Annotated in this window: 27 protein-coding genes; 9 read left to right on the top strand and 18 right to left on the bottom strand. The window is 65.5% G+C overall.

Features of this window, described 5'->3' with window-relative positions; translation table 11 throughout:
• Positions 1-183: 183 nt before the first annotated feature.
• The 14 genes from C265_RS09420 to selB all read right to left on the bottom strand — a co-directional run bounded on the left by C265_RS09420 (position 184) and on the right by selB (position 13986).
• Positions 184-1221: a hypothetical protein gene (locus tag C265_RS09420; protein WP_010809679.1), complete on the bottom strand. Its 1038-nt coding sequence runs from the start codon at positions 1219-1221 to the stop codon at positions 184-186.
• On the bottom strand, positions 1218-1628 hold the full coding sequence (locus C265_RS09415) for a cytochrome c-type biogenesis protein (RefSeq protein ID WP_010809678.1): 411 nt from the start codon (positions 1626-1628) through the stop codon (positions 1218-1220). The genes C265_RS09420 and C265_RS09415 overlap by 4 nt, the downstream gene beginning before the upstream one ends.
• 40 nt (positions 1629-1668) lie before the next feature.
• Complete coding sequence (locus tag C265_RS09410) at positions 1669-2232, bottom strand: DsbE family thiol:disulfide interchange protein (RefSeq protein ID WP_052181608.1); 564 nt, start codon at positions 2230-2232, stop codon at positions 1669-1671.
• A complete protein-coding gene (locus C265_RS09405; RefSeq protein WP_010809676.1) occupies positions 2229-4199 on the bottom strand; it encodes a heme lyase CcmF/NrfE family subunit in 1971 nt (656 codons plus the stop codon). The genes C265_RS09410 and C265_RS09405 overlap by 4 nt, the downstream gene beginning before the upstream one ends.
• Positions 4196-4654 carry a cytochrome c maturation protein CcmE gene (gene ccmE, locus C265_RS09400; RefSeq protein WP_037023989.1) on the bottom strand — a complete coding sequence of 153 codons (459 nt, stop codon included), beginning with the start codon at positions 4652-4654 and terminating at the stop codon, positions 4196-4198. The genes C265_RS09405 and ccmE overlap by 4 nt, the downstream gene beginning before the upstream one ends.
• Positions 4651-4848 carry a heme exporter protein CcmD gene (gene ccmD / locus C265_RS09395; protein ID WP_010809674.1) on the bottom strand — a complete coding sequence of 66 codons (198 nt, stop codon included), beginning with the start codon at positions 4846-4848 and terminating at the stop codon, positions 4651-4653. The genes ccmE and ccmD overlap by 4 nt, the downstream gene beginning before the upstream one ends.
• Before the next feature lie 44 nt (positions 4849-4892).
• The gene (gene ccmC / locus C265_RS09390) at positions 4893-5630 is read right to left on the bottom strand and encodes a heme ABC transporter permease CcmC (RefSeq protein WP_010809673.1); all 738 of its coding nucleotides are present in this window, start codon (positions 5628-5630) and stop codon (positions 4893-4895) included.
• Entirely contained in the window at positions 5630-6301 is a 672-nt protein-coding gene (gene ccmB, locus C265_RS09385) for a heme exporter protein CcmB (RefSeq protein WP_010809672.1), read from the bottom strand. The genes ccmC and ccmB overlap by 1 nt, the downstream gene beginning before the upstream one ends.
• On the bottom strand, positions 6283-6939 hold the full coding sequence (gene ccmA / locus C265_RS09380) for a cytochrome c biogenesis heme-transporting ATPase CcmA (RefSeq protein ID WP_010809671.1): 657 nt from the start codon (positions 6937-6939) through the stop codon (positions 6283-6285). The genes ccmB and ccmA overlap by 19 nt, the downstream gene beginning before the upstream one ends.
• 18 nt (positions 6940-6957) lie before the next feature.
• Positions 6958-7374, bottom strand: a complete 417-nt coding sequence (locus tag C265_RS09375) for a globin family protein (protein ID WP_010809670.1) — start codon at positions 7372-7374, stop codon at positions 6958-6960.
• A gap of 80 nt (positions 7375-7454) precedes the next feature.
• The gene (locus C265_RS09370) at positions 7455-8030 is read right to left on the bottom strand and encodes a DUF3365 domain-containing protein (protein ID WP_011616907.1); all 576 of its coding nucleotides are present in this window, start codon (positions 8028-8030) and stop codon (positions 7455-7457) included.
• Positions 8031-8084: 54 nt separating this feature from the next.
• The gene (locus C265_RS09365) at positions 8085-9506 is read right to left on the bottom strand and encodes an ammonia-forming cytochrome c nitrite reductase subunit c552 (protein ID WP_037023987.1); all 1422 of its coding nucleotides are present in this window, start codon (positions 9504-9506) and stop codon (positions 8085-8087) included.
• A 12-nt stretch (positions 9507-9518) separates the two neighbouring features.
• Positions 9519-11492, bottom strand: a complete 1974-nt coding sequence (locus C265_RS09360; protein WP_010809667.1) for an FAD-dependent oxidoreductase — start codon at positions 11490-11492, stop codon at positions 9519-9521.
• A 583-nt stretch (positions 11493-12075) separates the two neighbouring features.
• Positions 12076-13986, bottom strand: a complete 1911-nt coding sequence (selB, locus tag C265_RS09355) for a selenocysteine-specific translation elongation factor (protein ID WP_010809666.1) — start codon at positions 13984-13986, stop codon at positions 12076-12078.
• Between the two features lie 532 nt (positions 13987-14518).
• Here selB and C265_RS09350 point away from each other — a divergent pair.
• Positions 14519-15475: a Dyp-type peroxidase gene (locus tag C265_RS09350; protein ID WP_010809665.1), complete on the top strand. Its 957-nt coding sequence runs from the start codon at positions 14519-14521 to the stop codon at positions 15473-15475.
• Here C265_RS09350 and C265_RS09345 read toward each other — a convergent pair.
• Positions 15472-17004 carry an FAD-dependent oxidoreductase gene (locus tag C265_RS09345; RefSeq protein WP_010809664.1) on the bottom strand — a complete coding sequence of 511 codons (1533 nt, stop codon included), beginning with the start codon at positions 17002-17004 and terminating at the stop codon, positions 15472-15474. The two genes, C265_RS09350 and C265_RS09345, sit on opposite strands and share 4 nt — an antisense overlap.
• A 56-nt stretch (positions 17005-17060) precedes the next feature.
• Between C265_RS09345 and C265_RS09340 the strand changes: the two genes are divergently transcribed.
• The 5 genes from C265_RS09340 to C265_RS09320 all read left to right on the top strand — a co-directional run bounded on the left by C265_RS09340 (position 17061) and on the right by C265_RS09320 (position 21304).
• Entirely contained in the window at positions 17061-17813 is a 753-nt protein-coding gene (locus C265_RS09340; RefSeq protein ID WP_011616902.1) for a DUF1345 domain-containing protein, read from the top strand.
• Between the two features lie 107 nt (positions 17814-17920).
• A complete protein-coding gene (locus C265_RS09335; protein WP_010809662.1) occupies positions 17921-18205 on the top strand; it encodes a hypothetical protein in 285 nt (94 codons plus the stop codon).
• A gap of 113 nt (positions 18206-18318) precedes the next feature.
• Positions 18319-19422 (top strand): malate/lactate/ureidoglycolate dehydrogenase, encoded by a 1104-nt coding sequence (locus C265_RS09330; protein ID WP_010809661.1) that lies wholly within the window; start codon positions 18319-18321, stop codon positions 19420-19422.
• A 75-nt stretch (positions 19423-19497) separates the two neighbouring features.
• Positions 19498-20406, top strand: coding sequence for a 2-hydroxy-3-oxopropionate reductase (locus C265_RS09325; protein WP_010809660.1), 909 nt, complete (start codon positions 19498-19500; stop codon positions 20404-20406).
• A gap of 31 nt (positions 20407-20437) precedes the next feature.
• Positions 20438-21304, top strand: coding sequence for a DMT family transporter (locus tag C265_RS09320; RefSeq protein ID WP_010809659.1), 867 nt, complete (start codon positions 20438-20440; stop codon positions 21302-21304).
• Here the strand turns inward: C265_RS09320 and C265_RS09315 are convergent.
• Positions 21301-21864, bottom strand: a complete 564-nt coding sequence (locus tag C265_RS09315) for a flavin reductase family protein (protein ID WP_010809658.1) — start codon at positions 21862-21864, stop codon at positions 21301-21303. The genes C265_RS09320 and C265_RS09315 overlap by 4 nt on opposite strands.
• On the bottom strand, positions 21861-23039 hold the full coding sequence (locus C265_RS09310) for an acyl-CoA dehydrogenase family protein (protein ID WP_010809657.1): 1179 nt from the start codon (positions 23037-23039) through the stop codon (positions 21861-21863). Before C265_RS09310 ends, C265_RS09315 begins: the two co-directional genes overlap by 4 nt.
• 146 nt (positions 23040-23185) lie before the next feature.
• Here C265_RS09310 and C265_RS09305 point away from each other — a divergent pair, with 146 nt between their 5' ends.
• Positions 23186-24190 carry an AraC family transcriptional regulator gene (locus C265_RS09305; protein WP_010809656.1) on the top strand — a complete coding sequence of 335 codons (1005 nt, stop codon included), beginning with the start codon at positions 23186-23188 and terminating at the stop codon, positions 24188-24190.
• A 76-nt stretch (positions 24191-24266) separates the two neighbouring features.
• On the opposite strand, the gene C265_RS09300 is transcribed toward C265_RS09305, so the two are convergent.
• A complete protein-coding gene (locus tag C265_RS09300) occupies positions 24267-24410 on the bottom strand; it encodes an entericidin A/B family lipoprotein (protein ID WP_010809655.1) in 144 nt (47 codons plus the stop codon).
• Positions 24411-24679: 269 nt separating this feature from the next.
• Between C265_RS09300 and C265_RS09295 the strand changes: the two genes are divergently transcribed.
• Both C265_RS09295 and C265_RS09290 read left to right on the top strand, forming a co-directional pair.
• Positions 24680-24952 carry a DUF2188 domain-containing protein gene (locus C265_RS09295; RefSeq protein ID WP_010809654.1) on the top strand — a complete coding sequence of 91 codons (273 nt, stop codon included), beginning with the start codon at positions 24680-24682 and terminating at the stop codon, positions 24950-24952.
• 196 nt (positions 24953-25148) lie between these two features.
• Positions 25149-25346: a hypothetical protein gene (locus C265_RS09290; RefSeq protein ID WP_010809653.1), complete on the top strand. Its 198-nt coding sequence runs from the start codon at positions 25149-25151 to the stop codon at positions 25344-25346.
• Positions 25347-25355 lie beyond the last annotated feature (9 nt).

Genomic DNA, 25355 nt, shown 5'->3' with positions numbered 1-25355 from the left:
TGGAAAGATATCTGCTCACCCACTTAAGGTAAATTCATATATTCTTAGCCGACGCATAAGCAATCCATTAAGTTGCGATCAAGCAGCACATCGCGGGACCACAGAATCCGCTACTGAGACGCTGGGCGGCGTTGTGGGCAGCGGCAGCTGGTCGTCTACCCTATGATCGTCGCGGATCAACCCTCATTTCCTTACCGTATCAATCAACAGCTGGATGCCAGCAGCGCCCACCTTCACCTGTACCGCCCCGCTTTCCAGGTCGCCTGGCTGGCCGATCGCCTGGCCGGAACGTGAGATTCGTGCGACAACCATCGCGCTTTCCCGCTCACTCAGGCGCGCACCGCCCATCACCGCCATGCTCTCGTCCAGCGAAAACGCCACCGGCCAGCGTCCAGGCACTGCCTTGAAGACAGCCAGCGGCATCGGCGGCCCTTGCAGCCCGCGTGCGAATACGTAGAGCGTGTCGGTGCTGCCAACAGACGCCTGCAATTCGGGGGCAATTGCTACGGTGCCGGAAAGCTGCTTCTTGTTGCCCGCAACAGCCGAACCGGTCCCCACCTGCGCACGCGCTCCGGCAATGTTGGCCTGCAGACGGCGTAGCTCTTCGGAATCGGCTGGCAGCAATGGCGCCAGGCGCGTCCAGTAAACAATCGCGTCGGCAGGGCGCCGGTCATTGAAGGCAAAGCTGCCCGCCAGCCACAGCGACTTCACATGCTGCGCATCAAGTGCCAGCGCGCGTTCAACAGCCTTCTGTGCCTGCGCATCAAAAGTGCCCCCATTTTGCGCAGTACGCGCATCGGCATAATCGGCAAGCTGCGGTGCCGCGGGTGCCTTCAGCACGAATGCGCGCTCGAACGCCGGCACCGCCTCGGCGAAACGGGCTGCGGCATAGTATGAGCGCGCGAGCAACAGTGCGGCATCGGCATCGTCAGGCCGTTGCTGCAGATGCGCCTCAAGACGCTTGATCAGATGCGGAATCGACGTTTCCCGCGGCGTTGCTCCTGACCCGCTGCCGGATTCCGGCCCGATCAGGTCCGGCCGGCCGACAGCAAGATACCCTGCCAGGGCCACCAGCGTGATAGCTAGCCCGGCCAGGAACTGAACCCGGCGCGCCCGGCCTTTCGCAACGGCGATACCTGCCACCATTGGCTGCAATACGGTCAGCAGCGCACCAATGGTCAGGGCGGTGGCGAATCCCCAAAATACCTGCGCCGATGTCATATGCTTCCCTCCTCGCTGCCGCCAGCCTTACCCGCCCGCTCGCGTGCCCGCGATCCGGCAGCATGCCGGTAGAGCACCACCATTCCCACCAACATGAGCAGGAACGGGCCAAGCCACAGGAGCCAGGTGGTGGGCTGCAGCGGCGGGCTGTACAGCACGAAATCGCCGTAGCGCTGCACCATGAACTCGGTCACATCGCGCTCGCTTTTCCCATCGCGCAGCATGCCGGCAATCTCGCTGCGCAAGTCAATCGCCAGGCTGGCATTGGAATCGGCAAGCGACTGGTTCTGGCATACCACGCAACGCAGGTCGACGGCCAGCCTCATGACCCGGGCCTGCAGAGCCTGCTCGGCATCGGCCTGTGCCGGCTCGGCGCCGATTGCATTGGCCAGCAGACCGCCCAGCAAACACCCAAGTACGCACCACCGGCGAACGCTTGATTTCATGTCAGCCCCCTTTTCCCCTGCTTGCCAGTGCTACGTCCGGCTCGTTCTCGAGCGCCGCCAACATCGGCAACAGTTCTTTGCGCACCACCTCCTCGGTCAGCGGACCGACATGCTTGTGGCGTATCACGCCGCGACGGTCAATCACGAAGGTTTCCGGAACACCGTACACGCCGTAGTCGATGCCGACCCGGCCATCGGCATCGAACAGACTGGCGCGATAAGGGTTGCCGTGCCGCGCAAGCCAGGCGCTGGCCTCGTCGCGCCCATCCTTGTAATCCAGCCCATAGATGGGCACCCGGGTAAGGCGCGCCAGCTCCATCAGCTTCGGATGCTCCTCGCGGCAGGCGCCGCACCACGATGCCCAGACGTTCAGCACCCAGACCTGTCCGCGCAGATCGGCAGGCGCCACAGTTTGCTGAGGCGCGTCCAGCAAGGGCAGCCTGAAAGCCGGCGCGCTCTTGCCGATCAGGGGGGATGGCAGACTGCTCGGTCTCGGCGCAAGCCCGAGGCCGAGCAGCAGCAAGAGCATGATGAAGATCGCAGCAGGAACAAACCGTCGCATCATTCCACCCCCAGGTTCAGCGGCGTGGCGGCCGGCGCGGTGCGCGCCCGATAGCGGCGGTCGCCGAGCGCAAGCAAGCCGCCAAATGCCATCAGCAGGCAGCCGGACCAGATCCAGCTTATGAACGGCTTGTGGTAAAGCCGCAAAGTCCAGCTACCGTCGGGCAACGCTTCGCCAAGCGATACATAGAGGTCACGCGTCAGGCCGGGATCGATCGCCGCCTCGGTCATCACCTTGCGCTGAACCGGATAGAAGCGCTTCTCTGGCCGCAGCAATGTCACCAGCTGGCCGTCTCGCGTCACCGTAATGCTCGCGCGCCGGGCCTGGTAGTTGTCGCGCACCAGTGTTTCCACCGAGTCGAAGCGGAAGCGGTAGTCGCGGAACTCGAGCGAGTCGCCGACCGACATGCTCACCGTGCGTTCGCCTGCATAGCCGCCGACCATGGTGACCCCGACAATGCACACTGCAATGCCAAGGTGGGCGATCAACATGCCGTGGAACGACAGCGGACGGGCGGCCAGACTGCGCAACGCCCCTGCCCCGCGCCGGTCGCGCACGCTCTCGGCCGCGGTCGCGACCAGAGCACAGGTGATCCAGCCGGCCAGGGCCAGGCCGAGGCTGATGCCGATGCTCGATGTGCCTAGCAGCCAGGGCGTGACCAGGCCAAAGGCAAGCGCCGCGGCCAGCGCCCATTTCAGCCGACGCTTCAGATCCGGCAGCGAAGCATGCTTCCAGCGCATCAGCGGGCCCACGCCCATCAGAAACAGCATTGGCACGACCAGCGGCACAAACACCGCCTCGAAATACGGCGCACCGACTGATATCTTCGCCAGGCCCAGGCTATCGAGCGCCAGCGGATAGACTGTGCCCAGCAAAACAGACGCGGTTGCTACGGCCAGGAACAGATTGTTCAGCATCAGCACCCCCTCGCGCGAGAACGGCGCGAACGCCGAACTGCTCCGCACGCGCCCCATGCGCCACGCGTACAAACAGAGTGCGCCGCCGACGATGAATGCGAACAATGACAGCAGGAACACGCCGCGCCCCGGATCCGCGGCAAAGGCATGCACGGAGGTCAGCACGCCGGAGCGCACCAGAAAGGCGCCCAGCAAGCTCAGGCCAAAGGCGGCGATCGCCAGCAACAGGGTCCAGCCGGCGAATATGCCCCGCTTTTCCGTGACCGCCAGCGAATGCATGAGCGCGGTGGCAAGCAGCCATGGCATGAAGGAAGCATTCTCGACCGGATCCCAGAACCACCAGCCGCCCCAACCCAGTTCGTAGTAGGCCCAGGCACTGCCAAGGGCGATGCCGAGTGTCAGGAACAGCCAGGCGCCGATGGTCCATGGCCGGCACCAGCGTGCCCAGAGTGAATCGATGCGCCCGGTCAGAAGGGAGGCCACCGAGAACGCGAAGGGCACCGCCAGTCCGACATAGCCGATATACAGCATCGGCGGGTGGATCACCAGCCCGATGTCCTGCAACAGTGGGTTGAGGTCACCGCCGTCCGGGGGCGCCGGCCACAGGCGCTCGAAAGGATTCGAGGTGAACAGCATGAAGCAAAGGAAGCCGCTCGACACGATGCCCAGGACGGCCAGCACGCGTGACGAGAACATCAGCGGCAGGCTGTCGCTGCGCCAGCTCACCAGGGCCGACCAGGCTGCCAGCAGTAGTGACCAAAGCAGCAACGATCCCTCATGGCCGCCCCAGGCGGCGGCAAAGCGATAGATCGCCGGCAGGCTGCTGTTCGAGTGGTTTGCGACATAGCGCACCGAAAAATCGTTCCCCAGCAGCGCCGCCGACAGGAAAACAAAGGCCAGCGAGAGGAACAGGAACTGCATGCGTGCTGCGGCATGTGCGGTGCGCATCCAGCCATCGACGCCGCGCACCGTCCCCAGCAGCGGCAGCGCCGCTTGCGACAGCGACAGCGCGAGCGCAAGCGCCAGGCACCATTGACCGAGTTCGGGAATCATCTGGCCCCACCTTTCTGCGCCGCTTCGGCGAGCTTGAGCGAAGCGGCGACCTCCGGCGGCATGTACGCTTCATCATGCTTGGCCAGCACCTCCTCGGCCGCGAAGATGCCGTTGCCACCCATGCGGCCGAACGCAATGGCACCCTGCCCTTCGCCAAACAAATCGGGCAGCATGCCGCGGTAGACCACCTGCACCCGGTTGACCGTATCGGTCAGTATGAAGGACGCCCCCAGCCCATCCGGGGCGCGCCGCAGGCTGCCGCGCTCGACCATGCCGCCAAGGCGGAAGGCCTTGTCGCGCGGGCCCTCCCCTGCCGCGAGCTGGCTTGGCGAGAAGAAGAACACCATATTGCTGCGGAAGGCATTCAGGATCAATGCGGCAGCCGTCCAAAGCAACAGCAATCCCACGGCGATCATGAGCAGGCGTCGCCCGCGCGCCTTGTTGAGCATCCTCATTGCGTACCCCGTTGATCTTGCAGCCGCATGCCGGGCGCGGCGGGGTGCGCATCTGCCAGCGTGCGCCGAGTCGACACGCCGCAGCGCAGTACCAGCAGGACTTCGACAGCGAACAGCAGCGCCGTCACGCCGTATGCGCCCCAGACGAAAGCGCCTTGGCCACCCATCGAAAAAAATCCATTCAGATCCATCATTCCCTCCCTGCTGTTGAGCGCGTTGATCCGAGTGCGCGTCGGTTTCAGATGTCCTCGCCTTGCCGCCACCACCTGCGGCCGGCCTCGCTGCGCGCGATCAGGCAGCGCACCCGCGCCAGCGCGACGGCGATCGCATACATCCAGAAGGCGAAGGTCATGCCCAGCATGGCAACGATCATGATGCCGGCCATCTGCGGCGCCTTGGTCAGACTGACCGATGCCCCCTGATGCAGCGTGTTCCACCAGGTCACGGAGAAATAGATGACCGGCAGGTTGATCAATCCGACCAGCGCCAGCACCCCGCCGGCCCTGGCTGCGCGCCGTGGATCGTCGATCGCGGCCTGCAGCGCGATGAAGCCGAGATAGAGGAACAGCAGCAGCAGCTCGGAGGTCATGCGCGCGTCCCATACCCAGTAGGTGCCCCAGGTCGGCTTGCCCCAAAGTGCGCCGGTCCACAGCGTGAGGAAGGTGAACAACGCACCGCTGGGCGCCAGCGCGGTTGCCATCAGCGACGACAGACGGGTGCCGAACACCAGGCCAAGCCCGGCGTAGACGGCCATCACCACGTAGATGAACATCGACATCCAGGCGGCCGCGACATGGATGAACAGGATGCGGTACACCTCGCCCTGGCGGAAATCGGGCGGCGCCACCACCAGGCCAAGGTATAGCGCCATCGCGCCAGACACTGCGGCAGCAGCGCCAAACCATGGCACCAGATGCCCGGCGAGCGGATAGAAGGCTTGGGGCGCGGCGTACTTCCAGATATTCAAGGTGGCCATCAGACAGACTCCAATCCAATCCTGAGCGCCGCGGCGGTGGCCCATGGCGCCGACGCAACGGCAGTCAGCAGGCATGCCCCCAGCAGCGAAAGATTCGCCTGCAATTCCGCCGCAGTGCTGGCGGCGGCGACGCCGCAGCCGAACACCAGTACCGGCGCTGCCAGTGGCAGCACCAGCAATGCCAGCAGCGGGCCGCCGCGCTGCAGCGACAGCGTCAGCGCGGCAGCGATTGCCGCGATCAGGCACAGCGTCGGCGTACCGAGCAGCAGCGACAGTGCCAGTTGTGCCAGCTCGCCGTCAGGCACGCCGAGCTGAACGCCAAGCAGTGGCGTCAGCAACACCAGCGGCAGGCCCGCCCCGAGCCAGAAGCCGGTCACCTTGCCGAGCACCATCAAGGTCAGGGACTGCGGCGCGAGCGCGATGACTTCCAGGCTGCCGTCGCGGAAATCGGATTCGAACAAACGCTCCATGCCCAGCAGCGTCGCCAGCAAGGCGGCGACCCAGATCACACCGGGCGCCAGCCTGGCGAGAAACATCCGCTCCGGGCCAACCGCCAGCGGAAACAGGCTGACCACCGCGACAAAAAAGGCGAGCGGTGTCAGCACCGCCGACGGGCGACGCCACGCCAGCAGCAGCTCACGCGCGATCAGTTTCAGGACCGGATCCAGCATGCCGCCTCCTGCTGCGATCGAGCGGCGATTGCCGGGATGGCAAGCTCGCGCATCCGCGCGGCCACCAGCCGCAGCGGGTAGTGGTTCGCAAACACCAGCATGCCGCCCGACTGCAGATGGTGTTCGCACAATCCCTCAAAGGCCCGGATGCTGGACTGGTCGAGTGCGGTGGTCGGCTCGTCGAGCAGCCATAGCTTCGCGCCACTGGACAGCACACGCGCCAGCGCAACCCGGCGCTGCTGCCCCTGCGACAACAGCCCGAGAGCGGTGTCGGCACCAGCGGCCAGCCCGACTTGTGCCAGCACCCGCTGCAGGTGCGCACGATCCGTGCGGCAACCGTACAGCGCGCAGGCACTGCGCAGGTTCTCCAGCGCGCTCAGCTCCGCTTTCAGGCCGTTGCGGTGACCGAGGTATGCGGAATCGGGCAGCGGCCGGCTCGCCGCCACCGCACACCCGTTCCATCGGATCTCGCCCGATTCCGGGCGCAGCAGGCCAGCCAGGATTCGCAGCAGGGTAGTCTTGCCGCTGCCGTTGGCGCCTGTGACATGCACCGCTTGCCCGGGCTCCACGCGCAGCCCCAGCCTGATGAAAATCGGCCGGTCGCCGCGCGCGGCGGTCAGTGACACTGCTTCCAGCATGGCCTCATTCCTCCTGAGTCAGTCCCAGGCGGTCGCGGCGGCGTCTTTCATGGCCCCGGCCAGGATCACGTAGGCGCTGGTCCAGGCGCCCTTCACCTCATCGGTAAAGGCGTCCCCGAGGCCGGCACCCAGTGTCCACAGCAGGGCGCCGGCCACGGTGTCGTAGTCCTCGTCCTTGACGCCATAGGCGACGTGGCGCCGGCCGAGTTCCTGTACAGCGGGAACGATGTCGTCGAGCTGGTCCAGTTTCGTGACGACGGTATTGATCATCGCCATCAGCTTGCGCCCCTGTTCGACGGTGTCGCCCTTGAACAGTGGCCTCAGCGAGGGATCCATTTCGAACAGCTTGCCGTAGAACAGCTCGGCGGCCTTTTCCTTGATCGGCACCACCTTCTGCCAGGAGCTTTGTACCAGGGTGATCTCTTGCGGTGTCATGGAATATTCCTTTACTTGACAATTGCGATCATGTAATCCGCTACAGCCTTCACGTCGTCATCGCTCAGCTTTTCGCTGGCTCAATTGCTGACAGGGATGCGCAGCACCACGCCACCCATCACGTCGCCAATCTTGAAATTGGTGCGCGGGCTGTCCTTATGGCCGTTGTGGCAAGTGACGCAGGCCGGCGCGATCGCCGTGTCGGCGTACACGGCGGTGAAATAGGTCTTCTTGCCGAGAGTCTCTTCCTTGTAGAAGTTCTTTCCGGGGTTCTTGGCGACGAAGTCCAGCCCTTCCTTCTCCACTGGGGTTTTCGCAGCGTTCTGCTTATTCAGCGGCCACAGGGACAACAGCGAATAGCTGAAATTCGGCTTGCTCTTGGCTACCTCCTCCGCGCCGAAGCGAAACATCTGCGCCGGCAGCACCAATGTCTTCTCATCCTTCCAGTGCTCAGTCGCCTTGATCACCTTCTCTTCGTTCTGCAGGCGGTTGACGATCAGGCGGGTATACACGGTCCGGTCGGCCGCCATCACGGCGTGCAGGGCATCCGCCATTTCCTTTGGACTGATGCCGGATGCGTGTGCGGGAAAGGCGCTAACGGCCAGCGCCGCGCCCATTGCCAGACTGCTTGCCTGCAAGTTCGCATATCGTTTCATTTCTCTCTCCTTCACTGTTGAAAAGAAGCCCGCAAGCGCCAGAACGACGCGCAGCTACGGCGTGCTTCGCTTGCTGCGCGTTTCTGCATCCTTGGCCACAGCCATGTCGATACTCTTCACGTGCCGGGCCGGCATGCCTTTGAAGTTGTTGTCGATCAACGTCTTGTCGGCCAGCGCGTCGATCGAGAAGCCGAGCCCGTGGCAGCTTATGCACGTGGTCCGTATCATTTTTTCGTTCGGCCGCAGGGTATCGTTCTGGTTGTGCTGAACCACGATGCGCGAGCCTTCGTCGGTGGACATCCGCACCCGCGGCATGTGGCAGCTGGCGCATGTCACGCCAGAACCGGGCGGCGCCTGTCCGGCGGTCTCCTTTTGCCACAGCGCGTAGTGCGGCGAACTCTTGTAGGCCAGGGTGTGTTTGTCGTCATGGCAACTCATGCATGACTCCACCGCCGCTGTCCTGGCATCGAAGCGATGGGCAGAATGGCAGGAAGTACAACCAAGTTCCGTGTGGGCAGCCGCTTCCTTCATTGGCAGACGGGCGTCGCCGGGCGTCATCGGCGTCAGGCCTTGCGCCAGTCGCATGCCGTGCTTTCCCGCCAGGAACCCCTTGGCCTCGGCCGCATGGCATCCTTCGCACGCTGCTGGGCTGCCTGGGTGGTCACTCCATTTCGTGGAGCCGTCCTTGCCCTTCGATGCATGGCAACCGGTGCAATTGACGCCAGCCCTGGCATGCGCGGTGCCGAGCCAGTCGGCCTGCAACGCCATACTGCCGCGCTTGCCGTGCGGCGCATCCTGCTCGGCTGCCGAGAGTGTCCGGAACGGATACTTCGCCGCCGGGTAGCCGCTCATCTCACGCACCGCTACGGCAAAATCGCGCTGCGGCAGCAGCGGCTTTTCGTTCAGCTTGCCGCCCTGCGCATGCTTTAGCAGGAAATCTTCGTACAGCGCGCGATTGTCGTGATAGTTATGGCAGCCGGCCGCGGTGCAGCTGTCGAACTTGAAGTCCTTGTGGTCCGACGGCATCTCGTCCGGACCGGCATGACAGTGGTAGCAGACGTCCTGCGGCTGCGTTACGCCCATGGCAAGCGTCGTGCGCGGCTTGTGCTCGGCATGGCAGGTGACGCATGCCTGCGCATCGATCTTTCCCAGCCGCTCGGCATTGCGCGGATCGTCGAACTTGCTGGCCGGATGCGAATCTCTGGCTTCCTTCAGCTCATTCTCATGGCATTTGGCGCATGCCTCCTGGATGGCCTCCGGGCCGGCGAACGGCTTGCTGTGGCAGCTCTCGCACGCCAGTTCGATCTGGTAGTGGCCGTGGCTGGTCTGACCCGGCAGGAATGCCATGCGCGCGGATACCAGGAGCGGATGCCTCGCCGCCTCCTTGTAGAACAGCCCAATCGAGAAATATGCCAGCATCGCCACGCTCAACACACCCCAGTAGACCCACAGAACTCTGCGGCTTTTGCTTGCCATCGCTGGTAGGCTCTAGAAATAGTAAGTTTTGAGAATGTGGAACCCGAGCAGCACGGGTACCGGCCAGAACAGCAAGATGTGCACCCAGGTGCTGTTGTCGCGCCAGCGCCGAACCAGTGCCACTGGCAGGCGATGCCCTTGCGCGATCATCAGCCCCGACATGCTGCCCGCCAGAATCAGGCCGGTGAAACTCGCCATCAACAGGAAATTCAGCTGGCTGCCAAGCCTGCCTCCCGTATGCGCATAGAGTCCCGCCAGCACACCCAATCCGAGCACCACATGCAGCACGCGCCAGATGGCAAAATCGCCATAGCCAAGGCGCGACCAGCGCTTCCGGAATGAGAGAAGCAGGGCAAGTACGCTCAACCCGAGAATGGAAAATCCGCTGACCTGCTTATACAAACTCACCAGCCATAGCTCGTCCCAGCGCCACTGCAGCTGCACCGTCTTCGCAAAGGGGATGGCAGGCGCAACGAGTGCCAGCAAGGCGAGCGCCAGTGCCGCCGCGGCCGCGCCCTGGAGCGGACGATGCGCGCGCACCGGTTCTCGCATCACCGCGCCACCGGCCAGCTCGGCCAGCAACGGCTTGCACGAACCGCATACCGTAGAGGCACGCGTGCACGCTGCGAGTTGCTCGATCGAACGGCACCCGGCAGCCGCCGCTTCGCCAAGCTGACCGCGGGTAACGCCGGTGCAGTTGCAGACGACCGCGCTTGCCGGCCAGTTGACGACGCTGCTGGCTTCGCCCTCCTGCCACAGTGAGCCGGTACGGCGAAACCGCAACAGCTGCCATGGCAGTATCCGGTGATTGCCGCTGACCGCTTCCTGCAGCCGACGCAGGTCAGCGCCTTCGCCGACCGCCATCGCGCCAATCAGATGACCGCGCTCGACCAGCACCTTCCGGTAGATGCCAGTTTTTTTGTCTTCATAAGCCGCCGTGCTCGCCGAGCCGATACCGTCATGCTCGCCGACGCGGCCCACGCTGAACACCGGCATATCGAGCACTTTCAGGCGCGTTGCCTGTAGCGAACCGGCATAGCTGGCGTCGCCGCCGCATATTGCATGCACGACGACTGCCGCCTGTTCCAGGCCAGGGGCGACGATTCCGTACACTTGTTCGCGATGTTCCGCGCATTCGCCAACGGCGTAGATATGTGGATCGGACGTCTGCATGCGGTCGCTGACGCGAATGCCGCGCCCCACATTCAGGCCGGCCTGCAGGGCCAGGTCGGTGTTCGGCTTGATGCCGGCGGCAATCACGACGGTATCGCATTCGATGACATCGCCGGTGCGCAGGGTGATGCCGGTAACCGCTCCTTCACCATGCACGCGTTTCACTGCGGCGCCCGTCAATACCTGGATTCCGGCCGCCTCGACATGGGCGCGCAGCAGATCCGCGGCGGCCTGGTCCAATTGCTGCATCATCAGCCGGTCGTTGTTCTCGATGACCAGCACCTCGGTGTTGAAGCGCTGCATTGCGCGCGCCGCTTCCAGACCCAGCAGCCCCCCGCCCAGCACCACCGTACGGCGGCTGCGGATACGGCGTGCGAGCAGCCGCTGGGTATCGTTCATGTCACGGAAAACGTAGACATTGGCCTGGCCGATGCCCGGCACGTCCGGGATCCGCGGACGTGATCCGGTGGCCAGCACTAAGTGGGAATAGCGTTGCGTGCGCCCGGCCGAGTCTTCAATCTCCTGCGCGCCGCGATCGACATGCACCACTGCGCAATTGAGCCGCGCTGCGATCGCGGGTCCCTGCGGCAGTGCAAGCCCCTGCGTGAGCGTGGCCCAGCTCGCATCGCCGGCAAGAAAGGAAGACAGGCGCACGCGGTTGTATGGCTCCCATGGTTCGTTGCCGTAGATCACCAGCGGAATGGAAGGATCGCGACGATGCAAGTCCTGCGCAAGCCGCACGCCCACCGGCCCGGTGCCGATCACGACGACCGGCGCTTGGACAGCCTTTGTGTTTGGTATCGATTGCAGCATCACTGACACCCCTGACTCCCCCTGTGCACCACGTACAGACAAAAAAAATGCATCCGGCCCAGCGAGCACCGCTCGCCTGACTCGGACGCCTTTGTCCCGGAATCACGACCACCGTTGGTCGTAACTACTAGTTAATGTTGCGCCGCCGTTGGCGCCTGGACATACCTAGCGCAAGTAGCATGCCAGCACCAAATGCCGTATTCGGACGATATTCGCTTAATTCTTTTTAAATTCACGCACAGTTTTCGTGCAGTGCATTAAAAATGGGAAAATGATGACTAATCGATGTATTTCAAATTTCAAATGAGCATGATCTTTATATCCAATTTAATTATGATATTTATCTCCTATTCCATCGAAGCCGCGGACGCAGGCGCATCGCGTCCGCTGGCGCACAGGATGCCGATTCCGGGATCGCATGATGGAGGCTCGTTACGAAAGTGCGAATCGTCGTATTGCTGTCACCGCAATACGGCCTCGAATTTGTGGATAAGGATGTAGTGTGGGGAGGAGGGAGGAGTGGAGAGCCCCGCAACGCTTGAGAATTCCCAGGAATCTCAATGGCGGAAGGCGGTTTTCCCTGTCAGAGCAACTCCAGCCAACGACTGTCCGTGCGCACCAGATGGCGGCCACGGTCGAAGCGCGTATAGCCAACACGGTCAAAAAACTCCAGGACCTGAACCGCACGCTTTCGTCCGAGTCCGGTGGCATTGCGAAATGCCCCGGCGACGACCGTACCGGCGTTCTTGCTGGCGTCGACAGCGGCGAGCAAGGCCAGCTCGCGAATAGCCTCCGGATCATAGAACAGGTCATGCACGACCTGAAACGTCTCGCCATGACGCGCGAGCTTGCGCATCAGTTGCCGCACCTTGTCCTCCGGCACGCCATGCGCGCTCGCCAGCTCGCGCACCCATGGCGGATCGAAGCGCCCCGCTTTCATGTCCTGCTGCAGCGTCGCGGCGAGCGTGCGATCCGCGTCGTCGAGCGTCACGGTGTGCTCAGGCAGGTGCAGCCAGGGGCCGGTCCGGACGATCTCGCCGCGCGCGCAGGCGTCATCGACGAGCGCGCACCACAACGCGTCTTGCGCCAGCGGTGCAGCGATCCTGCGCAAGCGCGCCACCTCCGGGCCAAGCACATCCGGCGAGCGTTGGTGGAATTGCCGGAGCGCAGTGGTCAATCGCCCCGTCAGCGCCCGCCACGCCGCGCCGGACACCAGCAAGGCATCGTTGCCCGGAAGTTCGATCACGCGCGTGTCACACGGCAGCTCGATGGCCGCCGCCGGCATGCCGCTCAGGCGTTCCAGCAATGCGCGCGACAGCCCGTGTGGCGCCTGCTCGAGCAATGCCCCGACCGATCCGGTGTCAAGCATGGCCTGCATCGCGTCGAGCCAAGCCAGCCGCGCCGGGGAACGGCGCTTGCGCGCGGGCGCGAACGGATCCAGTACATCGCCGCCGCCGATGGTGCGGCTGGCCTGCGCGTTCCTCACGACAAAGGGATCGCCAGGCAGCGCGCATACCGGCCGCTCGAACACAAGCTGCACGCGCGCGCGCTGGCCGGGCGCAAGCGTCGGGCCATCGAGCAGCGCGACATGCGCCACCTGGTGCTGCGTGCCCAGGTGAACATGCATGGGCGCCCAGTGCTCCAGCGCAGGGGCGTCCGGCAACAGGGTCAGCATCACATCGATGCGCTCCGACGCCTGCGCCAGGCGCACATCGACCACCCAGTCACCGCGCTCGATCGCGCCCTTGTCGATGCCGGCCAGGTTCAGCGCGCAGCGCTGCCCCGCCCGCCCGACAGCAGCAGGACGATTCTGCGCATGGATGCCGCTCACGCGCACAGACTCGTTCTTCGGCGCGAGCAACACCCTGTCGCCGACATGGATGCGCCCGGACACCACGGTTCCCGTCACGATCGTCCCCTGCCCGGCAAGCGTGAAGACCCGGTCAACCGCAAGGCGGAACAGCCCGTCGTCGCGCTTCGTTCGCGACGCGGCCGCCGCCGCATGCAGGTGCCGCTTCAACGCGCTCACACCCGGGTCGTCGGCGCGCATTGCACAGGTTTCAAAAACCGGTGCGTCTTCCAGCATGCTGCCGCGCCGGAAAGACGCGATCTCCTCACGCACCTGCCGTAGCCGCACGTCATTCACGCGATCTACCTTGGTCAACGCGATCGCGCCGCGCCGGATGCCGAGCAGTTGCACAATGGCCAGGTGCTCGCGCGTTTGCGGCATCACGCCGTCATCGGCGGCGACCACGAGCAGCGCGAAGTCGATGCCGCATGCGCCCGCGGCCATGGTGTGAATCAGCTTTTGATGGCCCGGGACATCGACCAGGCCGAGCACGTCGCCGTTCTCGAGCGGCACGTACGCATAGCCAAGCTCGATCGAGAAGCCGCGCGCCTTCCTTTCCTCCAGTCGGTCGGTATCCATGCCCGACAGCGCCCTGACCAGGCAGGTCTTGCCATGATCGATATGTCCTGCCGTGCCGACGATCATGGCTGCGTCAGGTAGCCCGGCAGACTGACGTGACGGAGACCATCAGGGATGGTCGCCGGGGTATCCTCGTCGTGATCATGCATGGTCTCCCCTATCCTTGTTTGAATGGCCGATGAGGCTTGCTGAAGCGTGCTTCGATGCCGCTTTGCTTAGTGTTCCTGCATCGTTGGAGACAAGATAATTGCCTGGCCACTTAAGGTAAATTCAGCGATTCTTTGCGTGCCTATAAGCGATGCCTTATGTGAAAACGGAATGGACAAAATGACCCGCGAGACCTGGCTCAGCATGGACATTTTGTCCGTCGCGGAGGCCGCGCAGCGCTTGCCGCGTGCCCGAACCGCCTGACTACCCAAGGATGCCGTCACAGGCACAGGCCTTGCTCCAGCTGCCTGGATTGACAACTGCAACTGACACTGCCTGGTCAGGAGAAAATGAAAGGTCAGAGGCGCCACTCAATTCGTGTAGGCTTATGCGTTGAATTCTCTTCCGTCAGCCCGCAAACCGAATCGGTATAACCAACATGAAGAGTCCGATGCCTACAAAGATCCCCGAACCACAGGCCGTTTCCGGCACAGTCACCCGCAGCGCCATATTCATCGTTGCGACGCTCACCGACGGCGACGACCACGCCGGCACCGTCCGCGCTTGGTGTGCCGACGTTGCCGCCGTCGTGCGCGCGGTCGGCCATCGTGTGCCGTCAGGCAACCTGTCCTGTGTCTGCGGCTTCGGCGCCGACGCGTGGGACAGGCTGTTCGGCAAGCCCCGTCCCGCGGCGCTGCACCCGTTCCGGGAGTTCGGCACCGGCGATCGCGTCGCCATCGCCACGCCGGGTGACCTGCTGTTGCACATCCGTGCCGAATCGATGGACCTCTGCTTTGAGCTTGCCACGCAACTGCTCGGCAAGCTCGGCGATGCGATCCAGGTTGTCGACGAGGTGCACGGCTTCCGCAACTTCGACATGCGGGCGATGATCGGCTTTGTCGATGGCACGGAGAATCCGGCCGGACGCGAGGCGGTCGATTTCACGGTGATCGGCGACGAGGATGCCGAGTTTGCCGGTGGCAGCTACGTCATCGTGCAGAAGTATCTGCACAATATGACCGCGTGGAACGCCCTTCCCGTGGAGACACAGGAACTGATCATCGGGCGCAAGAAACTGTCCGACATCGAACTGGACGAAGAGGTCAAGCCATCGTCATCGCACAGTTCGCTGACTACGCTGGTCGAGAACGGGCAGGAAGTGAAGATCCTGCGTGACAACATGCCGTTCGGCCGCCCTGGCGCGGGCGAGTTCGGCACCTACTTCATCGGCTACGCCCGTTCGCCCGCGCCGATCGAGAAGATGCTCGAGAACATGTTCGTCGGATTGCCGCCCGGCAATTACGACCGGCTGCTTGACTTCAGCAAGGCGGTCACCGGCAGCCTGTTCTTTGTCCCGTCGGCCGACCTGCTTGAAGGGCTTGCGGACCGCGCACTCGCCCCTGCCTAGTGTCCTGTCGTCTCCTGCTCGAACGCCACCTCCGCGCGAAGGCTCGCCAGGTCGCGCCCGACCGTGGCAACCGCAAGCCTTTTATCCTTGCCCCAATAGGTCACCGTACAGTCATGCGCGGCGGGATCGCCGTCGACATCGAAACGATCCCATTGCTCCGCGTGGCCTACGTAGTTGATGGCCACATCATAGTGCTGGGTCCAGAAGAATGGCACGGCCGCAAAGCGTTGCCGCTGTCCCAGGATATTTCGCGCTGCCACCACGCCCTGGCGCTCGGCGACCACCCAGTGTTCGACGCGGATACGCTGGCCCGTTCCCGGGTCGGGCCAGCGCGCAATATCGCCCGCGGCATAGATGTCAGGTTCGCTGGTCTGGAGGAATTCATCGACCGCCACGCCCTTGTCCAGTGCGAGGCCGGCGTCCTGCGCCAAGGCCACGTCGGGGCGAACGCCGATCCCGGTCACGACCAGGTCGGCGGCCAGCTCCGCGCCGGTCGACAATCTCACCCGATCCGGCTGAATCTCTGCCACCGTGGCCCCGAGATGGAACGTTACCCCGTGCGATTCGTGAAGCGCCTTGATCATGTCGCCGAGCGTCGCGCCCAGGACCCGCTCCATCGGATGCGCTTCGGGCGCGACAACATGCACTTCCAGTCCTCGCGTTCGCAGCGCTGCCGCGACTTCCATCCCGATAAAGCTTGCGCCCACCACGACGCATCGGCGTGCCGTGCCGAGACGCGCGATCAGGGCGTCGCAGTCGGCCAGCGTGCGGAGCACGCTCACGTGCGGCAAGGTTGCGCCAGGAACGTCCAGCCGTATCGGCACGGCACCGACGGCAAGCAGAAGCGCGCCGTAGCTCACGTTGCTGCCGTCCGAGAGCGTGACGGATTTTTGCTCGGGGCTGAGCTTGACGACACGGCTGTCGGAGCGCACGTCGATGTCGTGATCCGCGTAGAACGTCGGTGGCCGCATTGGCAGCCAGTCCGCGTTTGCTGTCCCGGCGAGGTAGTCTTTCGACAGATTCGGCCGATCGTACGGCAATGAGCGATCGGCACTCAGCAGCGTGACGGGGCCGCTATAGCCTTCGCGCCGCAGGGTTTCGACCGCGGCAGTCCCGGCGGCGCCGCCGCCGATGATCACCACGGATTCAGGGAGCCGGGCCGAGGCAAGCCTCGGTGGCCGCACCGCCGGCAGCGCTTCGCGGACGAAGGCCTTCCCGTCTTGCTGTTCCACGCGCCAGCATTTCAGATCGTCCTGGGCGGGCGGCCCGAGGACCTCGCCGGTGCGAAGACTGAAGCAGGCGTGATGCCACGGACATCGGATCGTATCGCCGACCAGCAGGCCGTCCGCCAGTGGCCCGCCATAGTGGGTACAGGTCGCACCGATGGCAAACAGTTCATCAGCCCGACGCACAAGCAAGACCGGTTTGCCGCCAACCTGGCCTGTGACCGTGCCGCCGTCAGCAAGGTCAGCCAGCGGCACGCCTTGGGTGAGATCGGGCTTATCCGTGGAGGAAGAGCTTTTGGTCATGGCGTCTCTCCTTGCCGGTCATGGCACAGGGCCATTATCGACCTCGAGGCCGCCAAATGAAAGGCGCATGCAGCGTAACAAACTGCGCGACGGCACGGATATTATTCACGCATGGCCAGCCTCCTTTCCTGACGAAGGGTCATCCGGATGAATACCCCATGAACAGACCCGCCCGCTTCGCTATCGGCAAGCGCATCGCACCCGCACGCTTTCTGCTGTGCGGCGCCATATTGATCGTTGCGACCTTTGCCGCGGGTGCGCTCGGCGCAGAGCCACGCATCGCCCTGCTGATCGGCTTCGATCTCGCGGCCCTTGTCTTCCTTGGCGCCGCGCTGCCGCTGTTGCGCGCCGATGCTGCGGCCATGCGGCGCACGGCGGAACACAACGATGCCAACCGCACAGCGCTGCTCACGATCACCGTGCTGCTCTCGATGGTGATCCTGGTCGCAATCGGCACGCTGATCGCGCGCCCCGAGACACCGCACTGGGCCGACATCGCGCTGATCGTCGCCACGCTTATCCTTTCCTGGCTTTTTGCCAACACCGTTTTCACGCTGCACTATGCGCATCTCTACTACCTCCAGACCGCCACCGGCGACCAGGGCGGACTGCAGGTGCCGGGCGTGCAGCACCCCAGCTATTGGGACTTCCTCTATTTCAGCTTCACGCTGGGCATGACTTTCCAGACTTCTGACGTGACCATCGCCGGCGCACACATGCGCAGGGTGGTCCTGGGCCACTGCGTGGCCGCATTCCTTTTCAACATGGGGATTCTGGCGTTCACCGTGAACGCCCTGGGTGGCTTGTAGCCAACTTGGCCTTTCGCCCGAAGTGTTCCTGGACAAACTCCTTGCATCCCTCTGAATACTGTATATATTTACAGTACCTGTATGGATGAACAGTAAGAGTCCTGTCCATGGAACACCTGATCCGTGTGCAAAACGACTATGACCGCCAGGTGCTTGCCTGGCTGCGCGGTCGCATCGGCGATGCCGCGCTGCAGACCACGGCGCTGCGCCTGGGCGGCCAGCGCAAGCCTTATCTGTCAACGATCTGCCGCAACCTGGGCATCCGCCCGCCCAGCCGGCGCCAGTTCGCGGCCGAGGCGGCGCGCATGCACCGCGCGGTGGGCGATACCTACCTGGCCCGTATCCGCGAAATCCTTGGCCAGTCACCTGCCGAGGCTGCGCTGCGCCAGTAAGCAGTAGCCGATCACCGGCCATGCCGGCGCCACCAAGCTCGCGCCGGCCGTATCATGAAGCCCCGTTGCCGTCACACGGCACGGGGCTTTTTTCATCCCTAGCCAAGGCCGATATGAGCGAGCACCGCATCCCTACCGCCGCCCTGCACCAGTGGGTGGCCGATCTCTGGCTTGCCGCGGGCAGCAGCGCGCAAGAGGCGCGCCTGACGGCCGACCACCTGGTCGGCGCCAACCTGAGCGGGCATGACTCGCACGGCGTCGGCATGATCCCGCGCTATGTGCTGGCCTGGCAGGCCGACGAGCTGCAGCTGAACCAGCAGGTCAGCGTGCTGCACGATGCCGGCAGCATGCTGAGCCTGGACGGCAACCGCGGCATGGGCCAGGCGGTGACGGCGCAGGCCATGAACATGGCCATCGGCCGCGCGCGCGAGCATGGCGTCTGCGTGATGGGCCTGCGGCAGTCGCACCACCTGGGGCGCGTGGGCCACTGGGCCGAGCAGGCCACCGCCGCCGGCATGATCTCGATCCATTTCGTCAACGTGCTGTCCAAGCCCATCGTGGCACCGCACGGCGGCTACGATGCGCGCTACGGCACCAACCCGTTCACCATCGGCGTGCCGGTGGCGGGCGAGCCGCCGCTGGTGCTGGACTTCGCCACCAGCGCGATTGCGCTGGGCAAGGTGCGTGTGGCCCACAACAAGGGCGTGCCGGTGGCGCCCGGCTGCCTGCTGGACGCGCATGGCGAGCCCAGCGCCGATCCTGCCGTGATGTACCCCGCCGACGGCGCGCCGCAAGGCGCGCTGCGGCCCTTTGGCGAACACAAGGGCCATGTGCTGGCCGTGATGTGCGAGTTGCTGGGTGCCGCGGTCACCGGCGGCCACACCATCCGCCCCGAAACGCTGCGGCATGAGCACGCGGTCTGGAACAACATGCTGGCGATCGTGTTCGATCCCGCGCGCCTGGGCAACAGCACGTCATTCGGGCATGAGGTGGCGGCGTTCGCCGACTGGATGAAGGCCTCGCGGCTGCAGCCGGGGCAGGATGGCATCCGCCTGCCGGGCGAGCCCGAACGGGCCTGGCGCGCCGCCCGCGCCACTCATATGCCGGTCGACGCCGGCACGCTGGCGCAGCTGGACGACGCCGCGGCGCGGGTGGCGGCCGCGCGCGCCGGCGCGCAGCCTGCGCCGGGGCCGCTGTCTGCGCTGGCGTGCGACTGACTATCATCAGAGATGAACCCGGCGTCGTGCGCGACGCACGGCCGGCCTGGCGCCTGACCACTACCGGACACTGACATGAGCAAGATCGGCTTTATCGGACTTGGCGTGATGGGCAAGCCCATGGTGCAGCACCTTGTCGACGGCGGGCATACCGTGTTCGCCCATACGCGCAGCGGCGTGCCGCAGGACCTTCAGGATGCCGGCGTGAAAGCCTGCGCCAGCGCCGAGGAGGTGGCGAAGCAGTCGGAAACCATCATCCTGATGCTGCCTGACACGCCCGACGTGGAGCGGGTGCTGTTTGGCGAGAAGGGGGTCGCTGACGGCCTTGCCGACACGGCAGGCGGCATTACCGTGATCGACATGAGCTCGATCTCGCCGATCGCCACGCGCGAGTTCGCGCGCTGCATCGAAGCGCTCGGGGTCGACTATATCGATGCGCCGGTCTCCGGCGGCGAGGTCGGGGCCAAGGCGGGCACGCTGTCGATCATGGCCGGCGGCAAGCAGGAAGTATTCGACCGCGTGCTGCCGATCCTGCAGCTGATGGGCAAGAACATCACGCGCGTGGGCGAGGCCGGCGACGGCCAGGTGGCCAAGGTGGCCAACCAGGTGATCGTGGCGCTGACCATCGAGGCGGTCAGCGAAGCGCTGGTGCTGGCCGCCCGCGCCGGCGCCGATCCCGCGCGCGTGCGCGAGGCGCTGATGGGCGGCTTTGCCAGCTCGCGCATCCTGGAAGTGCATGGCGAACGCATGATCAAGCGCACCTTCGACCCGGGCTTCCGCATCGCGCTGCACCAGAAGGACCTGGAACTGGCGCTGTCCACCGCGCGCCAGCTCGGCGTGGGCCTGCCCAACACGGCGTCGTGCCAGCAGCTGTTCAATGTCTGCAGCGGGCTGGGCGGCGCGGGCTGGGATCATTCCGGACTGGTCAGGGCGATCGAGCACCTGTCCTCGTTCGCCATCGGCGACGAACCGCCCGCAGCCTGAACCACGCAGCGCCCACCGCCCACCCCGCCGCATGCCGCGCGCGAACACCGTGGTGCTGACCGCACTGGCGATGCTCGCCTTTGCCGGCAATTCACTGCTGTGCCGGCTCGCGCTGAAGGGCACCACCATCGACGCGGCCAGCTTTACGCTGGCCCGCGTCGCCGCGGCGGCGCTGGTGCTGTGGGTCATCGTCGTGGCGCGGCACCAGTTGGTGCGCACGGTCGTGGCGCAACGGCTGCCGCCGGTGGAAGGCAACTGGATTTCCGCGCTTGCACTGTTCTGCTATGCCGCGGCCTTTTCCTTTGCCTATGTGCGCCTCACCGCGGGGACCGGCGCGCTGCTGCTGTTCGCGGCGGTGCAGGCCACCATGACCGGCTATGGCCTCTATGCCGGCGAGCCCATGCGCCTGCAGCAATGGATTGGCCTGGCCCTGGCGCTGGCCGGGCTGGTGTGGCTGTTGCTGCCAGGGCTGGCCACGCCGCCGCTGCCGTCCTCGCTGCTGATGATCGCGGCCGGCATCGCATGGGGCGTTTATTCGCTGCGCGGCAGGCGCGCCGCGGATCCCGCTTCCACCACCGCGGGCAACTTCCTGCGCGCGGTGCCGATGGCGCTGGCGCTGGGTGCGGTGATGCAGGCGCAGCGTTCACTGGACGGCGCGGGGCTGGCCTATGCGCTGTTGTCCGGCGCCATCACCTCCGGGCTGGGCTATGTCATCTGGTATGCCGTGGTGCCGCAGCTGAAGGCCGCCATCGCCGCCACCGTGCAACTGAGCGTGCCGGTCATTACGGCGGCAGGCGGCATCGCGCTGCTCGGTGAAGCCCTGAGCCTGCGGCTGGCATTGAGCGCGGCCGCGGTGCTGGGCGGCATTGCGCTGGTGATCGCGGGCAAGCGCGGCTAAGGCGCTGGTACCTCAAACCCGCCTGCGTGGAACACCAGCGGCGCGCCCGGCGTCGATCCATAGGCCACCACCTCCACGACAAAGATCACGTGGTCGCCCACCACGCGCACCGAGTGGTGCCGGCAGATAAAGTACGCCAGCGTGCCGCCGATCAGCACCGTGCCAAACGGCCCGGGGCGGCAATCGACGCCCGCGAAGCGGTCAGCACCGCGCGCGGCGAAGCGCCGGCACAAGGCCTGCTGCCCGCTCCCCAGCACATTGATCGCGTGGCACGGCGCCGCACGCAGCGCCGCCAGGCTGCCGGAGCTGCGTGCCAGGCACCACAACAGCAACGGCGGTGCGAGCGACACCGAGGTAAAGGCATTGATCGTGACGCCGACCGGCTGGCCGTCGGCGTCCGCGGCCGTGACGATGGTAACGCCCGTGGCAAACTGCCCCAGCGCATCGCGCAAGGCCCGCCGCGCCGCGCCATCGTGGCTGATGGCGCGGGCCGGGTCGTCCTGGCCGCTGTCGTTGCAGGCTTGCGTGTCATACGGCAGCGGCGCCAGGGCGGGGATCATTGCGCGGCAGGCCGCACCTCGCCGGGCGGCGCATCGAGATCCTGCCCCAGTGCCATGCGCCCTGCGTACTCCTGCTGGGCACCGGCCTGCAGCGGATGGAAGCGCGCGCCCTGCGCATCGCGAAAGCGCCGCTCCAGCCCGGCATCGCGATAGAAGCCCGCGCCGCCGGCCAGGTCCATCGCCGCCTCGACCGTCGCCAGCACCGCGCGCGCGGCCAGCGTGCGGGCGCACATGATGCGGTTGGTGGTGACCGCGCCCGGCGCCTGCCCCGATGCCGCCGCGAACATCGCATCCAGCGCCAGCTGCGCGGCATCGGCCTCGTTGCACAGGCGCCCGGCGGCTTCCACCGCATGTGCGCTCAGGCGCCGCTGGCGCGCCAGCTGCAGCGCGATATCGCGCGCGGCCTCGGCCACGCCGACGTAGACCGCATAGATCAGCGGCAGCGCGATCATCGCCACCGTATGCATCATCGGATGCCACACGCCTTGGGGGCGGCGGGCGGCAATGGCGGTATCCGGAACCAGCACGCCTTCAAGCAGCACATCATGCGAGCCGGTGCCGCGCATACCCAGCGTGTGCCAGTTCGACAGCACGCGTACGCCCGGCGACTTCATCGGCAGCGCGAAATGCAGCACCGTGGGCCCGCTCTCCGGATCGTCATGGACGGCGCAGGTCATGAACAGGTCCGCCGCCGGCGCGCCGCTGGCGAAGATCTTGCGCGCATCCACGCGAAAGCCGCCATCCACGCGCGTAGCCTTGCCGCTGCCCTGCAGCCAGTCCGAACCGCCGCTGCCCAGCAGCACCATCTGCTCGCCCGCCACGCGCTTGAGCAGCCCCTCCACCGGCGCTTGCTGATTGCGCCAGCGCCACGCGGCCGTGGCCACCGGGTGGGTGTGCATGGCAAAGGCCAGCGCGGTCGATCCGCAGTACTTGCCCAGCTCGCGCAGCACCGCGCCCAGCTCCTGGTGCGACAGCCCGGCGCCGCCAAGTTCCTGCGGCACGGCCGCGGCAAAGAAGCGGTGCGCGCGCAGGTCGTCGTAGTTGGCGCTGACGAACTGCCCGCTGGCATCGATCTCTGGCGCGCGTGCGTCGAAGGTGCGGCCCAGGGTCGCGGCCAGGCCGAGCCAGTCGGCCTGTGCGCCTGCGCTGGCATCCGCTGCGGAAAGGGTTTCCATGGTGTTGTCTCCGGCTAGTCTGATACGTGCGCTGCGGCGTTGTATGGCGCCAGGCACGGTGCTAGTATCGGAGCCCGGTCCCCTTGCCCGTATGATCGGGCGTCCGGCTTTCTTGCGCGAAACACCGGATCTGGAGGAATGTGACCATGGATGCCTTGTCCGACCTCTTGCGCGCCGTGCAGCTCAGCGGTGCCGTGTTCCTGAACGGCGAGTTCAAGTCGCCGTGGTGCCTGATCAGTGAAGCGGATGCTGAATTGCGCGCCGCCTTCCTGCCCCGCGCCGACCGCGTCGTCTCCTACCACCTGATTACCGAAGGCGTCTGCTGGGCGCGCCTGGTCGACGGCACCGGCCCGGGCCTGCGGGTCGACACCGGCGAACTGCTGGTGGTGCCGCAGGGCGAGCCGCACGTGCTGGGCAGCGACCTGCGTCTGCAGCCGCTGCCGTCCGCTCCGCTGGTGTACGACATGCTGCGCAACAGTCCGGGCGAGGTCATGCGCGTTTCCTACGGCGGCGGCGGCGAGACCACGCGCATGGTGTGCGGCTTCCTGGGGTTCGACGACACCATGGGCAACCCCTTGCTGACGTCGCTGCCGCGGCTGTTCAAGGTGGGGCTGGGCAGCGGGCTGGAATCGGCATGGCTGGCGTCGGCGCTGGCCTTTGCCACGTCTGAAGCGGCGGAACCGCGTGCGGGCACCGCCACGGTGCTGGCCAAGCTGTCTGAGCTGCTGTTCGTGCAGGCAGTGCGGCGCTGCATCGACACCCTGCCTGACAATGAAAGCGGCTGGCTTGCCGCCCTGCGCGACCGCTATGTGGGGCGGGCGCTGTCGCGCATGCACGCGCGGCCCGCCTACCCGTGGACGGTCGATGAGCTGGCGGGCAACGTGGGCCTGTCGCGCTCGGCGCTGGCGCAGCGCTTTACCGACCTGCTGGGGCAGCCACCGATGCAGTACCTGGCGCACTGGCGGCTGCGCTCCGCGGCCGCCGAACTGCGCAGCGGCAACCGTTCCATCAGCGAGGTCGCGGGCGCGGTCGGCTACGATTCCGAGGCCGCGTTCAGCCGCGCGTTCAAGCGCGAGTTCGGCCTGCCGCCCGCCAGCTGGCGCCGCAACCACATCGATGCGGCGCAGGCGCCGGCGGCGGCCGCACATTGAATTCGCCGTGACAAAGACAACGGCCCGCGTCACCAGACGCGGGCCGTAGCAATGCCAGGGCGGCAGGCAGCGGGACTTACATCTTCTGCTTGGTGCTTTCCGCCGCGCCTTGTACCTTCTCGCCGCCGCGCTCGATATCCTTGCCTGCGCCGGCCATGGTATTGCAACCCGTGACCAGCATCACGCCAGCGAGGGCAAACAGTGCAAATAGCTTTCTCATGACGATCTCCTTGCTTCGTGTGGATGCGACATGCGCCGCCAGGATGGAGTGGATCGGAATGGCTTGGGACCGGGCAGCCGCTTGCCCGACCGGCAATTGGATCGTAGCAACGCACCGCAGCGCAAAAAGTCGGCTTTCGTCCTACCGGGATGTCAGCCGACGGCGCGACCGGCCGTCACCGCGTGCGCGCTTGTAGGACATCGACGGATACCCGCGGCGGCGCCGTCGCTTAAAAATCAAATGCCAGCCCACGCCCTCCGGAGAACACCATGACGTCACGCAGCATCCACGTGCTTCCCGCCGCAACCGACAACGCCGAATACGCCGGCGACGGCGGATGGGCACTCACCATCGAAGGCCTGGAGAACGGTGGCGACGACACCGCGCTGCATTTCCCGACCCAGGAAGCCGCGATCGCGGCCGGCTGGATGCGCGCGCGCGCGGATGGCCTGCCGTTGTGCATCCACGGCCGCGATGGCCTGGTGCGCGAACGCAAGATCTATTGCCGGGACGCACGCGGCACCGCCCGCGTCGGCTACTGACCACCCCGGCCACCGTCAACCGCCGGTTCCCCCTGCATCCCCCGGGCCCGCGGCGAACGCGGGCCACAACAATCCATTGCGGGAAACACATTGAATGAAATCAATGTGTTACGTCTGCGCTCGTGAAAGCTACGGGTCTGTCACCGATACTGGAATCAAGGCAGCACGCCATTATCCAGGACCAACCGAGACCCCCATGCGCCTGTTCCTCAGGTATCGCCCGCTGGACATCTATCCCGACCCGATCGACGCCAGGGTTGCCGAACTGCACGAACTTGCCGAAGACATCCATGCCAGGCACGCGCGCAAGTGGCGCCGGCATGGCACGATGCTGACCCCGCGCGACCGCGCGGATCGCAGATTTCCGACCGGCGACCCGGAAACGCGGCATTAGCCTAGGGAC

The sequence above is a fragment of the Cupriavidus sp. GA3-3 genome (genome assembly GCF_000389805.1).
Taxonomy (GTDB): Bacteria; Pseudomonadota; Gammaproteobacteria; order Burkholderiales; family Burkholderiaceae; genus Cupriavidus; species Cupriavidus necator_D.
Note: the sequence above shows the minus strand (reverse complement) of the source record. Positions and strands in the feature narration are given on the sequence as shown.

Coding starts and splice junctions, on each gene's coding strand:
- C265_RS09420 (WP_010809679.1), bottom strand. CDS start 1,221: ATGACATCGGCGCAGGTATTTTGGGGATTCGCCACCGCCCTGACCATT.
- C265_RS09410 (WP_052181608.1), bottom strand. CDS start 2,232: ATGATGCGACGGTTTGTTCCTGCTGCGATCTTCATCATGCTCTTGCTG.
- C265_RS09405 (WP_010809676.1), bottom strand. CDS start 4,199: ATGATTCCCGAACTCGGTCAATGGTGCCTGGCGCTTGCGCTCGCGCTG.
- ccmE (WP_037023989.1), bottom strand. CDS start 4,654: ATGAGGATGCTCAACAAGGCGCGCGGGCGACGCCTGCTCATGATCGCC.
- ccmD (WP_010809674.1), bottom strand. CDS start 4,848: ATGATGGATCTGAATGGATTTTTTTCGATGGGTGGCCAAGGCGCTTTC.
- ccmC (WP_010809673.1), bottom strand. CDS start 5,630: ATGGCCACCTTGAATATCTGGAAGTACGCCGCGCCCCAAGCCTTCTAT.
- ccmB (WP_010809672.1), bottom strand. CDS start 6,301: ATGCTGGATCCGGTCCTGAAACTGATCGCGCGTGAGCTGCTGCTGGCG.
- ccmA (WP_010809671.1), bottom strand. CDS start 6,939: ATGCTGGAAGCAGTGTCACTGACCGCCGCGCGCGGCGACCGGCCGATT.
- C265_RS09375 (WP_010809670.1), bottom strand. CDS start 7,374: ATGACACCGCAAGAGATCACCCTGGTACAAAGCTCCTGGCAGAAGGTG.
- C265_RS09370 (WP_011616907.1), bottom strand. CDS start 8,030: ATGAAACGATATGCGAACTTGCAGGCAAGCAGTCTGGCAATGGGCGCG.
- C265_RS09365 (WP_037023987.1), bottom strand. CDS start 9,506: ATGGCAAGCAAAAGCCGCAGAGTTCTGTGGGTCTACTGGGGTGTGTTG.
- C265_RS09360 (WP_010809667.1), bottom strand. CDS start 11,492: ATGCTGCAATCGATACCAAACACAAAGGCTGTCCAAGCGCCGGTCGTC.
- selB (WP_010809666.1), bottom strand. CDS start 13,986: ATGATCGTCGGCACGGCAGGACATATCGATCATGGCAAGACCTGCCTG.
- C265_RS09350 (WP_010809665.1), top strand. CDS start 14,519: ATGCCTACAAAGATCCCCGAACCACAGGCCGTTTCCGGCACAGTCACC.
- C265_RS09345 (WP_010809664.1), bottom strand. CDS start 17,004: ATGACCAAAAGCTCTTCCTCCACGGATAAGCCCGATCTCACCCAAGGC.
- C265_RS09340 (WP_011616902.1), top strand. CDS start 17,061: ATGAAAGGCGCATGCAGCGTAACAAACTGCGCGACGGCACGGATATTA.
- C265_RS09335 (WP_010809662.1), top strand. CDS start 17,921: ATGGAACACCTGATCCGTGTGCAAAACGACTATGACCGCCAGGTGCTT.
- C265_RS09330 (WP_010809661.1), top strand. CDS start 18,319: ATGAGCGAGCACCGCATCCCTACCGCCGCCCTGCACCAGTGGGTGGCC.
- C265_RS09325 (WP_010809660.1), top strand. CDS start 19,498: ATGAGCAAGATCGGCTTTATCGGACTTGGCGTGATGGGCAAGCCCATG.
- C265_RS09320 (WP_010809659.1), top strand. CDS start 20,438: ATGCCGCGCGCGAACACCGTGGTGCTGACCGCACTGGCGATGCTCGCC.
- C265_RS09315 (WP_010809658.1), bottom strand. CDS start 21,864: ATGATCCCCGCCCTGGCGCCGCTGCCGTATGACACGCAAGCCTGCAAC.
- C265_RS09310 (WP_010809657.1), bottom strand. CDS start 23,039: ATGGAAACCCTTTCCGCAGCGGATGCCAGCGCAGGCGCACAGGCCGAC.
- C265_RS09305 (WP_010809656.1), top strand. CDS start 23,186: ATGGATGCCTTGTCCGACCTCTTGCGCGCCGTGCAGCTCAGCGGTGCC.
- C265_RS09300 (WP_010809655.1), bottom strand. CDS start 24,410: ATGAGAAAGCTATTTGCACTGTTTGCCCTCGCTGGCGTGATGCTGGTC.
- C265_RS09295 (WP_010809654.1), top strand. CDS start 24,680: ATGACGTCACGCAGCATCCACGTGCTTCCCGCCGCAACCGACAACGCC.
- C265_RS09290 (WP_010809653.1), top strand. CDS start 25,149: ATGCGCCTGTTCCTCAGGTATCGCCCGCTGGACATCTATCCCGACCCG.